The organism is Streptomyces zinciresistens K42 (assembly GCF_000225525.1).
GTDB classification, from domain to species: Bacteria; Actinomycetota; Actinomycetes; order Streptomycetales; family Streptomycetaceae; genus Streptomyces; species Streptomyces zinciresistens.
Map to the genome: position 1 here is coordinate 162,201 of NZ_AGBF01000001.1, position 13,235 is coordinate 175,435.

Annotated in this window: 12 protein-coding genes; all 12 read right to left on the reverse strand. The window is 71.8% G+C overall.

The window, feature by feature from the left end; translation table 11 throughout:
• Window positions 1–26 precede the first annotated feature (26 nt).
• The 12 genes from SZN_RS37490 to fxlM all read right to left on the reverse strand — a co-directional run bounded on the left by SZN_RS37490 (window position 27) and on the right by fxlM (window position 13,225).
• On the reverse strand, window positions 27–2,264 hold the full coding sequence (locus SZN_RS37490; RefSeq protein WP_007490608.1) for a tetratricopeptide repeat protein: 2,238 nt from the start codon (window positions 2,262–2,264) through the stop codon (window positions 27–29).
• 99 nt (window positions 2,265–2,363) lie between these two features.
• Window positions 2,364–3,008, reverse strand: coding sequence for a 2'-5' RNA ligase family protein (locus tag SZN_RS00780; RefSeq protein WP_007490609.1), 645 nt, complete (start codon window positions 3,006–3,008; stop codon window positions 2,364–2,366).
• A 109-nt stretch (window positions 3,009–3,117) separates the two neighbouring features.
• Window positions 3,118–3,966 (reverse strand): hypothetical protein, encoded by an 849-nt coding sequence (locus SZN_RS00785; RefSeq protein ID WP_007490610.1) that lies wholly within the window; start codon window positions 3,964–3,966, stop codon window positions 3,118–3,120.
• Window positions 3,967–4,041: 75 nt separating this feature from the next.
• Entirely contained in the window at window positions 4,042–4,572 is a 531-nt protein-coding gene (locus tag SZN_RS37495) for a 2'-5' RNA ligase family protein (protein ID WP_167546272.1), read from the reverse strand.
• Window positions 4,573–4,655: 83 nt separating this feature from the next.
• Window positions 4,656–5,612 carry an endonuclease/exonuclease/phosphatase family protein gene (locus tag SZN_RS00795; protein ID WP_007490612.1) on the reverse strand — a complete coding sequence of 319 codons (957 nt, stop codon included), beginning with the start codon at window positions 5,610–5,612 and terminating at the stop codon, window positions 4,656–4,658.
• Between the two features lie 93 nt (window positions 5,613–5,705).
• Window positions 5,706–6,824, reverse strand: coding sequence for an NUDIX hydrolase (locus tag SZN_RS00800; RefSeq protein WP_007490613.1), 1,119 nt, complete (start codon window positions 6,822–6,824; stop codon window positions 5,706–5,708).
• Window positions 6,825–6,918: 94 nt separating this feature from the next.
• Complete coding sequence (locus SZN_RS00805) at window positions 6,919–7,677, reverse strand: PIG-L deacetylase family protein (protein ID WP_043727265.1); 759 nt, start codon at window positions 7,675–7,677, stop codon at window positions 6,919–6,921.
• Window positions 7,678–7,718: 41 nt separating this feature from the next.
• Window positions 7,719–8,261, reverse strand: a complete 543-nt coding sequence (locus tag SZN_RS00810; protein WP_050814972.1) for a hypothetical protein — start codon at window positions 8,259–8,261, stop codon at window positions 7,719–7,721.
• Window positions 8,262–8,376: 115 nt separating this feature from the next.
• The gene (locus SZN_RS00815) at window positions 8,377–9,411 is read right to left on the reverse strand and encodes a phosphotransferase enzyme family protein (protein WP_106432570.1); all 1,035 of its coding nucleotides are present in this window, start codon (window positions 9,409–9,411) and stop codon (window positions 8,377–8,379) included.
• The gene (locus SZN_RS00820) at window positions 9,408–9,932 is read right to left on the reverse strand and encodes a GFA family protein (protein ID WP_007490617.1); all 525 of its coding nucleotides are present in this window, start codon (window positions 9,930–9,932) and stop codon (window positions 9,408–9,410) included. Before SZN_RS00820 ends, SZN_RS00815 begins: the two co-directional genes overlap by 4 nt.
• A 60-nt stretch (window positions 9,933–9,992) precedes the next feature.
• Window positions 9,993–10,859 carry a hypothetical protein gene (locus SZN_RS00825; protein WP_007490618.1) on the reverse strand — a complete coding sequence of 289 codons (867 nt, stop codon included), beginning with the start codon at window positions 10,857–10,859 and terminating at the stop codon, window positions 9,993–9,995.
• Window positions 10,856–13,225, reverse strand: a complete 2,370-nt coding sequence (gene fxlM / locus SZN_RS00830) for a methyltransferase, FxLD system (RefSeq protein WP_007490620.1) — start codon at window positions 13,223–13,225, stop codon at window positions 10,856–10,858. Before fxlM ends, SZN_RS00825 begins: the two co-directional genes overlap by 4 nt.
• Between the last annotated feature and the right edge of the window lie 10 nt (window positions 13,226–13,235).

A 13,235-nucleotide genomic window follows, 5' to 3' on the forward strand; every position in this document is an offset into this window, starting at 1 on the left:
TGAGCGGGGTGAGACGGAGGGCAGGGTCAGCCGCTGGTGATCGCCCCGAGTGCGGTGCGGATCTGCTGGTCGTGGTGCTGAGCGGCTCCCAGAAGGGAGGTGACCAGGGCGCTGTCGGCAAGGGTCGAGCGCGCCAGGTCGGCAGCCTCCTCTTGGTGGCCGACCTGGTGCAGGAGCACCGCGAGGTCGGCCTGCGCCCGTAGGGTGTGCGGGTGCTCGGGCCCCAGCGTTCCGGCACGGTCGGCGGCCAGTTCGCGGACGACGGCGAGGGCCTCGTCGTAGCGCTCCTGCTCCCGCAACAGCCGCGCCAGCAGATGCCGTGAGGCCAAGGTGGTGCGGTGCCGGACACCGAGCACCCGGGCCAGATCACCGGCCACCGCCCGCAGGACCTCCTCGGTGTCCGGTGCCCCGGTGCGCTGGAGCACCCAGGCCAGGGCCAGCCGCGCGGCCAGGGCTTCCTCGTGCGTCGCCGGCAGTCCCGTCTCAGCGCGATGGACAGCCTCACGGGCCAGCGTCTCTGCCTCCTCCCACCGACCCTGTTCACCGACGGCCTCGGCCAGGCGCGCCATCGCCCCGACCGTCCCGGCCGCCACCGGGCCCGCGAGCTCTTCCCGGCCCTGCACAACTTCCCGCAGCCGGGCTTCCCCGTCGGCCCACCGCCCTTGGCCGTAGCAGACCAGGGCATGATCGTGCAGCGCGGCCAAGTACGGCAGCGTGCCCTGCGCGCCGGACTGCTCCATCACGCTCACCACATGCGCGTACAGAGCGTCCGCGCGTTCGAAGTCTCCGTCGCGGAAGGCGAGTCCGGCCCGCGCCTGAAGGCGCTCCAGGAGACTCCCGCGCCCGCTGTCGCGCTCGGGTGTTGCTGCGCCCGGGGGCGTGGCGGCCCAGGCGGGGCCGGGCGAGCGGCGCAGACGGACGTAGGTGCGGTCGTCGAAGCTGACCGCGCCGGGCTTGACCCCCTTCGTGCCGGGGTTCATGCCGATGCGCAGCGGGTCCTGGGCAATCGCTGCCTGCAGCTCGGCCTCGGCCGTCGTCAGCGTCGCCGCTGGCGACAGGAAGCCGTCACTGGCCAGCACGATCTCCTCCACCTGGTCATCGAACGGAATGACCTCCACGAAGTCGGCCGGCACCGGGGTGCCGTCGAGGACGCCGTAGCCGTACGGGCCCGGCCGGTTGGCCAGCCTGCCCTGTTCCTTCAGGACCGGCAGGATGACCTCGCGGCCCGGGTCCTGCGCCGCGATCTCCTCCTCGGAGCGGCCGCCGGCGATCATGCAGTGCGTGTACGCGGCCCGCGTGCCGGCCAGGACGTCGTCGATCCGCTTCGTCGCGGGCAGGCGGGTCCACGTCGCGCCGCGCCGCAGGGCCACGTGGACATCGCCGACCCGCCAGATGAGACGGAGGGCGGGCACCACAACGGCTGCGGCCGCACTGGGGGCGACCGGGTCATCGGCCGGAACGTTCCACTGCGTTCGCAGCTTGGCCAGTGCCGTGGTGATCTGGTCCACCGCCCGGTCGGGCGCAGTGTCCGCAGCCATGCGGGCGAGGGTGTCGCGGACACATCGGGCGGCACGCGCGCCGCCGGTCAGCCCTCCGTAGTCCCGTCCGCTCTTGTCCGTGGCACCGTCGACCACGGCCACCAGCCCACCGTCCGCGACGAGCAGTTCGTCCTCGTTCGCAGCAGCCCCCTTGGGGACCGTGACGCGCTCGATCACCTCCCAGGCTCCGCCGCCGGGCTCCGGCCCTGAGGCCGGCCGGGGCGCCGGCACCGTCATGCCGGACACGGGGAGGGGGAGCAGGAGGGTGTTGGTGAAGGCGACCGCGCCGTGCCGGGCGTAGAAGTCGTGCGCGGTGTTGCCGTCGATGACGCTGATCCGCAGAGTCGTGGCGCCGTGGGCCCGGCAGTGGTCGTCGACCGCCTGGAGCAGCCGGCGTCCCAGGCCGCGTCCCCGGGCGTCGGCGGTTATGACCAGGGTCTCCAGGACGCCGACACGGTCGCCGAGTTTCCACGATCCGGCTGCCGCAATGACCCGTACGAAGGCGTACCCGAGGAGCTGGTCGTGGTCGCGGACGGTGAGGATCTTCGCGTGGGGCTCGTCCAGCCAGGCGCGGTACTCCGCGCGCCGGATCTGCCATGACTCTTCCGCCGAGCGCACCTCGCCGAGGTCGCCGAGGTGAGGCGCACTGGCCGCATGGTGGTCCAGCAGCTCGCCCCACAGCGGCGCGAGCGCATCGAGATCATCAGAGGGGTGCTCAGCGAGCACAACGGTCGTCGCAGGTATCGGTGATGGCGGCATCGCAGTCCTTGTGGTGGGAGGGGTGCCGGGGGCGCGGCGCACTGGCGCCGCGCCCCCGGCGGGTGGTCAAGCGTTCAGGGGGATCACGGCGACGGAGTTCCAGGAGATCTCCCACGCCGTCTTGCCGTTGTCGCGTGGCCGCTCGTCGAAGCCGACCTCGAGCAGGTGCACCTGACTGACGTGGAAGGGGACGTGGCTGGGGGAGATGCGGCGCAGCGCGCTCTGCAGCGGATCGCTGTTGGCCGTGTCCCAGCTGTATCCGAGGGACATGTGGTGGCGGCCTCCGTCGTGCTGGATCACGTCGGGCCCGCGGGCTTCGATCAACGCATCCTGCACGTGTCCCTTGAGGTCGATCAGCGGCTCGTCGGGCGCGAGGTCCAGCAGGGCTCCGGCCTTGTTGGCGATCGGCGAGCCCGCGGTGATCTGGAAGGGCGCCAGGTCACCGATGTGCTTGTGCAGGGCTTCGACGAGGTCCTGACGTTCGGCCGCGCTGATCCGGTCTGCGGTGGTGTCCGCGATCATCTCCACGGTTGTGTGCAGCAGCCCGCCCGTGAGGAGGGTGATCGGATACGGTGCCATCGCCTCGTGACACGATGCGGTGAGCTGGGCGAGCTCGCGGTCCACCGTGAGGTCGGGTAGCAGGTAGACGTGCAGGACCTTCAGCCCGTCGGACCAGGCGCCACCCCGGAACTGCGGCGTGAACTTCTTCACGATGTGGTCTCCTTACTCAACGCCGCCGTATCAAGGGTGGCTTCACGGGCGCGGGCGCCCGGACCGATTCGCCGATGGTGTTCTTGGGCCCAGACCGGCGCCGGGTCGTTCATGCCGTCGGCCCGAGGTCGATGCACGCCAGGGCCTTGTCGTCGGACACCTTGTAGCGGGGGTGCTTGACGCCGCTCGGGTCGTCGTCGTGCTCGTAGGCGTGGATGGCGTCGACGACCTGCTGGGGTCCGATCGCGGTGCAGGCGTCGGCGAACGCAGCCCAGGACCAGAGCCCGTAGGACTCGATTCCGGCCAGGGCGCCGTCGGTCATGACCCACATGCGCTTGAGGTCCGAGACGGGCCAGGACCGCACCACGGCGTGGCGGGCGGCCGCCGGCGTGGCCTCGGCCACCCAGTACGCCAGCGGGTCACCGACCTGGTTGATGTGCTGCATCTGGTGCTCCCGCAACTGCTGCAGCACCCGGCGGTGTTCGGGCGCGGTGAACCCGCCCCCGGCGCGCAGTTGCTCGGCCATGACGTCCCGGTGGGGGGAGAGCCGGACGAGAGTCTCCAGGCGCTCGTCGCGCAGCACTTCGAAGCCGTCGCGCTGCTCGACGACCACGGGCGTGTCGCAGAGTACGAGTGCGTCGACCATGTGGTCGTGGGGGCGGTGGCGCACGATCGCCGCGGTGGCAGCCGGCGAGGCGCCCGGGACCAGGCCGTGCTCGCCGGCCACAGTGGTGAGGGCCTCGTGGAGCGTGGTGCGCAGGTCAAGGTGCTGGGCGCGCTCGTGTACCGCGATGACCTCCTCGCCGAGGGTCTGGGCGTACCAGCCGCCGCGGGGGGCGTCATCGCTGAGGGTGGAAACGCCGTCGAGGACGACCACCAGGGTGGCGTCGGTATTGACGAGGATGCGGTCCTCGGACGGGCGGCCGCCGCCGCAGACCTCTCCGGTTGTTATCTGCACAGGAGTGCCTTCCATCGTGTGCGTAAGGAATGTCGGGGGCATCGGCGCGCACCGGTGCGCGCCGACGGGAGATGGCTACGCCTGGGCGCCGCCTGCGCCGAGCGGCACTTCGGCGATCACCGTCCACGTGTACCTCTCGCGCCAGGTCTGCTCCTGGTCGACGAGGACGGCTCGGGTCACCGTCATCCGGGGGCGCGGCGGGCGGAGCTTGACCAGGGCCCGGGTCAGGTCGTCGTGATCCCACTGGGCGCCGCTGTAGGCCAGGCTCAGGTGAGGCCAGAACCGCTCGGGGGCCTTGGGCATCGTGTCCACGCCGACCACGTCCTCGGTCGCGCGCCGCAGAGCCCAGTACAGCTCGGAGATCCGCTCCTCGGGATAGATCGCCGGCACGACGCCGTTGTGGATCGCCTGCGCCGGTCCGATCTCGATCTCGAACGGCTCGATCCCCGCCAGTGCCGGCCGCGCGGCATCCGCCACCGCGGCCGCCGCCTCGGCCGTCAGCGGGCCGACGGACTGGAGCGTCGCGTGCAGCCACTCCACCGGAACCGGGCTCAACTCCGGGTGCTGAGACAGGAGGTCGGCGTGCCGACGGACGAAGTCATGCACGGCCGGCTGGTCCTCGAACGTCAGGTGCCAGTGTGCCCGCCTCTCCCCCTTGGGCCAATGGTGGGTCTCCCAGAAGTCCCGCATTACGCCTCCCCGGAGATCCTGGACGGGTCGATCTCGCAGATCACTGGCAGGTGATCCGAGGCTTCCCTCGCGGCCGGACTCGTGTGCGTGCTGTAGCTGACCAGCGCCGGCACGACGGGCCGGGTGGTGTACACCAGGTCGATACGGCGCGCACCCCACGGGTCAGGGTCGCCGCGCCCGTCCTCCCAGTGCCCGACCGTCGCCTGCCACGGCACCTTCAGGTGAGCGGCGGCGTCCACCATGAACCCGCGCCGCAGAAGCACCTCGCTTTGGCGGCGGTCGGCCAGCTGCTCCTTGCCGATCGTCCCTTCCAGCAGCTGGTACTCCAGGTCGTCGTGGTCATGGTCGAGATAGGGCTCGGGGTCGTAGAACTGTTCGCCTTCCGGCTCGTCGACCTTCGCCGCCGACAGGGCGTTGAAGTCCCCCAGCACCAGGCCGGGCTTGGCGCCGCCGGTGGTGCGGAAGACGCTCTTGATGCGGAATGCCTCGTCCCGCCGCCAGTTCCCGCGGAACGGGTCGCCGTGGTACGAGGCGACCGTGACCGGCTCGGCGGCCCCGATATCGAACCGCGCCGTCGTGAACCCGTGCCAGAAGTCCGGCGCCCCGTAGGGGCGGAAGCCCCCCGCGACCGGCTTGACGGTGCTGGGGTTCCACAGCAGCGCCGTGTACCAGCCGCGCGCCAGGTTGTTGGCCATCGCGGTGGGGCCCGGCGTGCCGTCCGCGTGCACGGTGGTGGCGCTCAGCCCGGTCTCGGCGGCGAGCTGCTGAATGACCGTTGACGCCTCGGTCGCCCATTCGGCGGACGGCCGGGTCTCGTCGACGATCACTTCCTGGAGAGCCAGGATGTCCGGGGCGATCTCGCCGATGGCGGTCACGCGCGCTTTCCACGACGCGGTGTCGATGGTGTCGCGGCCGAGCTTGTAGGCGTTGAGGTTGGCAAGACGTATCGTCCGCACGAAGTCCCCTCCCGTTATCGGTTGTTGAGTTGGCTGCTGGATCCGGGCGAGCTAGCGCCGCGGGCGGGGCGCGTGACGGAGTGAACGGCGCGCTCATGCGTGCGTGGCGCGCAATTCGGTGACCGGGCCCGGCGCCGCGTGAGGGATACCCCACCTCTCGTGCGCCCAGCGGGCGGCGAGCTCCGCCTGCCGGTAGCCGGTCTCACCCCAGCCCAGGAGCGCGGCCGCCTGGTCGGGAGTGGCGAGGAGCCGGGCGAAGGTACGGCCGGTGGCCGGATCCACCCCGCCCGGGCCCACGTCCGTGACGGGGGCGGCCAGGCGGAGGCGCGCGCACGGCCCGATACCGCCGTAGACCTCCCCGGTCGCGTCATAGACCCAGCCCAGCCGCACGATGTCGTCGCCGATGGTCACCTGGGCTTCCTCGAACGACTCACGCTTCAAAGCCGCCTCGGGCGAATCATCCGTGCTTTCGATGGTTCCTCCCGGAAGGGCAGGGAGCCGGTTCGCGGGATCCACGACGAGGACCACGCGGCCGTCCGGCACGAACAGCCACCCCCACGCCTGCTTCACCTGCATGGCGTCCGGCACCGGTTCCGGGTGCCAGGGCCATGCCCGGCCGGCCCGCGGCCGTACGTACACCTCGTGGCGGTCCAGCGCCGGCGCCTCCCCGACGTGCCGGCCGCTTTCCAGGTGCGCGGTCGTGCCGGACAGGCGGGCGCGCAGCGCGGCGAGCATGATCTGCGCGTCGACCGGGATCATCCGCTCGTGGGCCTGCGTGGAGTCGACGAACTCGAAGCCCAGCAGCTCATCGGCGGGTACGCGCAGCGCCGCGATCTCCTCCTCGGTGAGGGTGCCGCCGTCCAGGACGTAGCGGACCTCACCGGGCACGATCTTCCCGGCATCGATGTCCGGATGATCCGGGGGAAGCCAGTGCACGGCCAGCAGCCGGCCCGGCGTCCGCTCCACGCCGAGCTCTTCGCCGACCTCCCGCACCCACGCCTGCGCGGCGCTCTCCCCGGGCTCGGCGCCACCACCGGGCAGCAGCCACTGCTCACGGTAGGTGGGCTGGACCAGAAGGATGCGCCCGAGCGGATCGGTGAACAGGGCCGCGGCGCTGAGCCAGACCGCGTGCCGGGAACGTGAGTACTCGGCGTGCGACATCAGCCGCGGGGCGGGAAGAGCGGCGGGACTTGTGTCGTGTGAGGCGTCCATCAAGGGCTCCTTCTGTGCGGATCACGCGGGGCGGTCCGCTGGCGTGGCGCCCCCGGAGGAGGGCGGCGGTCCGGTGCACCGACCGGTGACGGGATCAGGGCGCAAGGTGCGTCAGGCCGGGGGAGTGGGCCAGGCTGATGCGGGTGTAGTACTCGGTGCCGATGACACGGTGACGGACCTCTTCCGGGAGCCGAGACAAGATTCCCGGCAATGGCCGCTCCCGCTCTACCTGGCTGCGATGCGCAAGGATCGCGGCCCATTTGCGGGCCAGCCACGGCCGTACGTCCACCGTCGCGCTGACGTGCTGGTCGGGGACGCTCAGCACCGACTTGCCGACCTGGTGCAGCAGTTCGCCGAGGTCTGCGGTGCCCGAGTCGGGATGGGTCGCAAGGTAGAGGGCGGACGGCTGCCACGGCGGGCCTGCATCCGGGTATCGCCGGGCGAGCCCGGCGGCGGCCACCGCGAGCAGGGCCATCTGGTGGGTGTACCGATGGTCGGGGTGGCCGGTCAGCTGCCCGTAGGCGTCGTGCGTGACGACGACGTCGGGCCTCACCTGCCGGATGTGGGCGACGAGCTCACCGACGGCGTTCTCCAGGGGCACATCGCACCACCGCGGGCGCCCGGGAGCGGACTCGGGAACGCGGTGGTCGGCGTAGCCGAGCATGCGCGGCGCCTCGCCCAGCCCCAGGGCTGTCAGGGAGTCGGCGAGCTCGCCGGCGCGCGGGCTGTCCGCCGCCCAGGTGGCGGTGACGACGGCCGCGCGGGCGCCCCCTTCGGCGTGCTGAGCCAGGACACCCCCGCACATGAGTGCCTCGTCGTCAGGGTGCGCGAGCACAGCAAGCAGGTTCGGCAACACACCTGGCTCCTTTCGTCGTTGCGCCGCGGCAGGCCGGCTCATGCGGAGCCCCCGAATGGGGTTTCGGGAATCAGCGGCAGCAGGGAGCGAACGTCGCGCAGCAGGTTGCATTCGGAGAACGTGCGCTTCAGATCCAGCACCGGTGTGCCCGAGCGGTTCTCCACCCGGACGGTGACCGTCACCTCACCGAGGCCGTCGCGGGGCCCGTCCTCGGCCGCGAACTGCCGGTACAGACGGGCTTCCTCGGCGCTGGTGGGGAGGGAGCGTTCTCCGGCATATGCGCAGGGCTGCCCGCCGTGGGGTTCTTGAAGTCGGGAGTGGATGTGCCCGAACGTCATGCTGTTGGAGATGTGCGCGCGGGGCGCGTGGTCCTCGACGAGCACGGTGTGTTCGCGGGACCGTCCGGAGGGCACCTCCATGCGGATCGACAGCAAGAAGTACGGGCGGCCGTTGGGGCCGACCGGCGCATGCTGGCGTAATTGCAGCGGCCAGTGCGCTATCCCGCTCCTGACCGCGGGCAAGGGCGCACCCTTGCGCGGGCGGAAGCGCAATACGTTCGGCGGGTACTCGGCGTCGTTCATCCAGTTGTCCTTGCAGGCCCCCGACAGCGGGGAGCCGGTTGGTCGCCGCCTCCGCGCCGGCGCGGAGCGACGATTCCGCCATGTGCCGCGGGCAGAAGGGGTCTGCTGATGTGGCTCATCTGAGGGCGTCACGCAGGACCCCCTCCACCTCGGGCAGCCGGTCCAGCAGCATCAGCGCGGCCTCGTGCCGCGCCCGCCCGTACGCCTCGAGCGGCGCGTCGACGGCAGCCGGGTCGTCCAAGGGCTCGGCCAGCGGGTACGTCGAGGCCAGCGTGTAGGCACAGCCCACAGTCACGCTGCAGAGCAGGTCGTCCAGGGGTAGGCCCGGGTACTCGTCCCGGTAGGCGGCCAGGAGCGCGGGCAGCCCGGTGAGCCACTCGTCGCCGAGGAGAACCGTCCGCGGATCGCACCCGATCCGGGCCACCTCCCACGCGAGGTAGCGCGGCCGCGGCGGCTGGAAGTCCACCACGGCCGCCACCTTGTCCCCGCGCAGCAGCAGATTCGGGGCGGCGAGGTCCCCATGGACGACTTGCTCCGTCAGCGCGGGCAACCCGTCCAGGATGACTGCGACGCGATCGAGTAGGGCCAAGCGCTGCCGGGCGGCGTCCAGGGCCCACTCCTCGAACGGGCTGAGTCGGCCACGGCGGCCGTACTCGCTGACCAGCCGTTCGAACCGCGCCCGTGCCCGCTTCAGGTCGCATACCCCGGCACCATCCCGCAGCCGCGGAACGGCCGCGGGATGGGTGCCGAGATGGCGGTGCAGCCGTCCCAGAACCGTCCCGACCGCCGGCCACCGTGCACCGGCAAGTCCGCCTTCAGCGGTCTCGGAATCGGCCACGTACTCCCACAGGGACATCGGCAGCCGGCCCACCTCCTCGACCAGGGCGCCCTCGCGGGTGGGATGCACAGCGGGCACCGGCACCCCGCCGCTGCGCGCGAAGGCGGCGAGCTCCACCGCTTGTCGCTCCCGCTCCACGGAGGCGTGGTCGAGGTAGACCTTGGCGAAGTACCGGCGCCCCGACCGGGTGGTCACCATGTAGTTCCAGGTCGCGGTGCCGACTGGGATCTGGGTCACCTCAGCCGGGTGCACGCCGTACGCCAGGATCAGCGTCCCGGCGACGGCGGTGATCATCTGCTCTGCGACTCTCATGCTGACGTCGTGTCCGGCTGCGGGGCGCGGGGGTCGGGGGCCAGAGCGATGGCCATCCACGGCACCGCCTCCTTGCTGTGCGAATGACCGACGGGATCGGTGCCGCTGCGGTCGTCGAGGCTGAAGCCGGTCACCATGACCATGTCCGAGCCGTCGGCGACCGAGACGAGCTGGCTCCCACAGCGAGGGCAGAAGCCGCGGTGCAAGGTCGGCCAGCTCGGATACCAGGTCGGCTCGCCGCCCGGCCCGACCCACTTCAGGCTGTCCCTGCGGAATCCGACCCACAGGACGGCGGGCCCGCCGGAGATGCGCGTCTCGTGCCGGCACGAGCACAGATGCGGGTCGTCCGGATCGCCCGTCACCTCGTACCTCGTGTGGCCGCACTCGCAGCGCCCGGTTCGCACCTTGGACGTCGGTTCAGTCGCGCTGGCTGCCGATGCCGCATCACTGTCGGAGCGGTCGCCCGAGTCGGCGGGGCCGGTGGGGTGGTCGGGTCCGGGCGGGTGGGGTGCGGTGGACATGGTCTCCTCGTTCGGTGTCGTTGGCCGGGGTGAATGGCGCACGGTCGGGCTCCGGGTTGGTCAGGGAGCGGGTACGGGGGTGCCGGTCAGGTGCTCGGCCCGGCGGGCGATGAGCGGGGCGAGAACCGGGTGGACGCCCCTGTGGCACGTCTGCAGGAGCTGGCCGAGCGCGACGAGTTCCCCGGCCCGGCCGGCAGCCGTGTCAAGGACGTGGGCGAACTCGCGGCGAATCCGCGCCGCGGTCACGGGGGCGGCAAGGGAGTAGGCGTGCAGCAGGCCCACGTCATAACCGACGGGCAGGCGGCCCCAGTTCTCCCAGTCGAAGATCAGTAAGGGGGACTTCGTGAGATTCGCCCAGTGCAGATCACCGTGGCCGGTGGTGTAGTCGTGAACCTGAATCGGGTCGATGCCGAGGAATCGGCGGAAGTTGGTGTCGACCCACCGCTGCCGTACCGACTCCCGATCCGTTGGCACGGTGGCGAGCATGTTCAGAGCGGCGCGCAGATCCGCCCACCAGGCGTCGGGGAGAGACACGTCCCCGACGAGCGCGGGGGTGCCGTCAGCGAGCGGGCGCGCGCTGATGTATTCGGTGAGCTCGGCACGGTAGGCGTGCTCGTCGGCGCTCCAGTCGACCAAACCCCGAAGCCGGGGCCGGGGCACCGGCCGGGGGACTGCCGTGTCCGCGAGCGCCGTGCCCTCCCACAGCCGTCCCCCGGCCTTGTCCACCGCGGCGGCGACAACCCGCAGCCAGCAGTCCCCGGCCCGGCGTCCCAGGGTGCGGCCCTGCCACCCCCACACCTCCGGCCCCGACACCGGCACCTGGAACTGGCGCGCGGCAGCCGCGTGCGCGCGCCGCATCCGTTCCCTGTCGTCGTGCTCCGTCGGCGCGGCGAACACCACCTCGCGTACTGCCGGTTCCACCGTCACACCCCCTCCGCCGCCACGGCGATCCCCGGGCGCTCAACGGGGCGGGGGAGCAGCGCGTCACGCCCCGGCCACCGGAACACCAGGCGGCAGTGCTCCTTGTCCAGGACCTCCCCGGCGGGCAGCAGATCGTCAGGCGTCCCGGCCGGGTAGACCGTCAAGGCGGGATCAGCGTGCTTGCTGTTGTCGTCGGCGCGCACATGGCGGTCCCAGGCCCGGACCGTGACCGCCAGCTGCTCGGCCAGTCGCGGGCCCTGCTCGCCGAACGCGCGGACCACCCACTCCCACTTCTTGTCCTCGCGGCGCTCGCCGTCCTGGATCTGGACATGGGTGAGGTAGGCGAGCGAAGCGCCGCCGACGATTGCGGGTACGTCACGGCCCTTCACGATGCCGGTCACGTCCTGGTCCGGGTCCCGGTGGGCGGCCAGTCGGCAGAAGCCGGGCAGCGTGGTGGCCGCGTACAGCTGCAGGGAGCCGAAGAAGGCTCCCGCCCCCATGGTCACGCCGGTGGCGACCTCATGCCGCGTCCCCTGCAGCGCCTCCTCCAGGCCGTCGGTGTCAGCGGCGGTGCCGTGCTCGAAGCGAAGCGTCAGCCCGCCGTCGAGCAGGGAGACAACCGGAATGGTGCGGGCCTGCTGCCCCTGGTCGCGGACGAACCCGCAGTACGTGAAGTGCCGGGCCTCCAGCACTGGCCCGCGCCGCTCGAAGGCGATCGCCCGGGTGTAGCCGCCGATCTCCAGCGGCAGAACCAGGCGTCCGCCCTCGGCCAGCTGCTTCCACCAGGCCGGGGCGATGTCCCAGCAGTTGTAGGTGACCACGCTGGCGTCGAAGCCGCCGCGGGGCACGAGGCGGGCGGGTGCGCCGAGGGCCGCGTCGGCTTCGACGACGGTGACGCGGCCGCTGCCGGCCTCAGCAAGGGCACGGCGGGTGCGGCGCACGACCCATGGGTCGATGTCGGCGGTGATCACGAGTCCGTCGGGCGCGGTGACCTGGGCGATCAACTCGGCGTTGTAGCCGCCGGATCCCGCCTCGAACACGATCGCGCCCGGCGTCAGGCACAGAGCCTCGATCATGTCGGCCTGGAGCCACGCCGCGGACACCGAGCTGATCGGCGCTCCGGTCTCATCGCGCCGGGTGATCACGGCCCGGTCGCCGCCGTCGTACGCGTCTGCGAGGCTCGCCTCCGGGGCGAAGCGGTGACGCGGCACGGTTCGCAGCGCATCACGGACCGGCTCGGACGGGGCCCAGCCGCCGTCGATCACCTGCTTGGCCATCGCGCGGCGCAGCCGGGGCGCCGCGGCCGGCTCACCCGGTACGGTCGGCTGCTCGACGGCGAGCGGGTAGGAGACCACGGGCGGCAGGTCGGGGATCACTCCGGGCCACACGGCATCCAGAGACTGGGCGGCGGGGACGAACACTGCACCGATGCAGGCAAGGGCGTGCAGGTCGACGAACTCCCAGCGGGCGAACTTGTCCGGCTCCGGATTGGCGAGGGTGCCGGACCAGTTGGTGATGCGGACGACTGCCGTCAGCCGCGGGACGTCGCTGGCGGCGTCGGCGAGCATCGTCACCACATACGCGTTCTCGGCGTCGGCGGTGAGCCCGGTCTCCTCGGCGAGTTCGCGCACCGCGGCCGCCTCGAACGACTCCGATCCGTCACTCTTCCCGCCCGGCAATTCCCACATTTCCCGGTGCGAGCGGCCGAGCAGGACTCGGCCGGCTTCGTCGGTGACGACCGCGAGGGCGCCCGTCACGGCCAGACCAGTGGGCGGTCGCTGCCGCTCCACCGCCCGGGTGCCGGTGTGGCAGGGGCCGCGCAGGACCAGGACGGCGAGCTGGTCCGCCTCCAACCGCTCGACCGTCTCCCACCCCTCGGTGAGCAGACCGATCTCGTCCTCATCGAGAGCGATCCTGCGGCGCTCCTCAGGCGTGTGCTCGACCACTGGGGTGATCACGACGAGGGCGCCGCCGGGCCGCAGCCGCTCACCGAGCGCGTGCACGGCACTCATCCGGTTGGCCAGGAAGGGATACATCAAGCGCAGCGTGACCAGGTCGTACCCGTCCTCGTGCAGCGGTTCCGGGTCGTCGCGTTCAAGGTCCAGACACAGCCAGCGCACCCCCTCGACCGCGGCGTGCTCCGCCCGGGCCCGCTCGAGGGCGCCTTCGGCGAAGTCCAGGGCGTCCACGGTGTAGCCGAGCGAGGCCAGGAACACCGCCAACTCGCCGGTGCCGCAGCCGGCATCGAGGGCCCGGCCGCCGGCAGGGGCGGGCGCGTGCTCGGCGAGCAGGGCCTTCTCCTTGTCCCCGAGCTGTCGGAAGCCGTTCCCATCGGCGTAGTGCTTGGACCATTCGGTCCGCGTGTATCCCACAGATCCCTCT

Coding starts and splice junctions, on each gene's coding strand:
- SZN_RS00815 (WP_106432570.1), bottom strand. CDS start 9,411: ATGAGAGTCGCAGAGCAGATGATCACCGCCGTCGCCGGGACGCTGATC.
- SZN_RS00810 (WP_050814972.1), bottom strand. CDS start 8,261: ATGAACGACGCCGAGTACCCGCCGAACGTATTGCGCTTCCGCCCGCGC.
- SZN_RS00800 (WP_007490613.1), bottom strand. CDS start 6,824: ATGGACGCCTCACACGACACAAGTCCCGCCGCTCTTCCCGCCCCGCGG.
- SZN_RS00820 (WP_007490617.1), bottom strand. CDS start 9,932: ATGTCCACCGCACCCCACCCGCCCGGACCCGACCACCCCACCGGCCCC.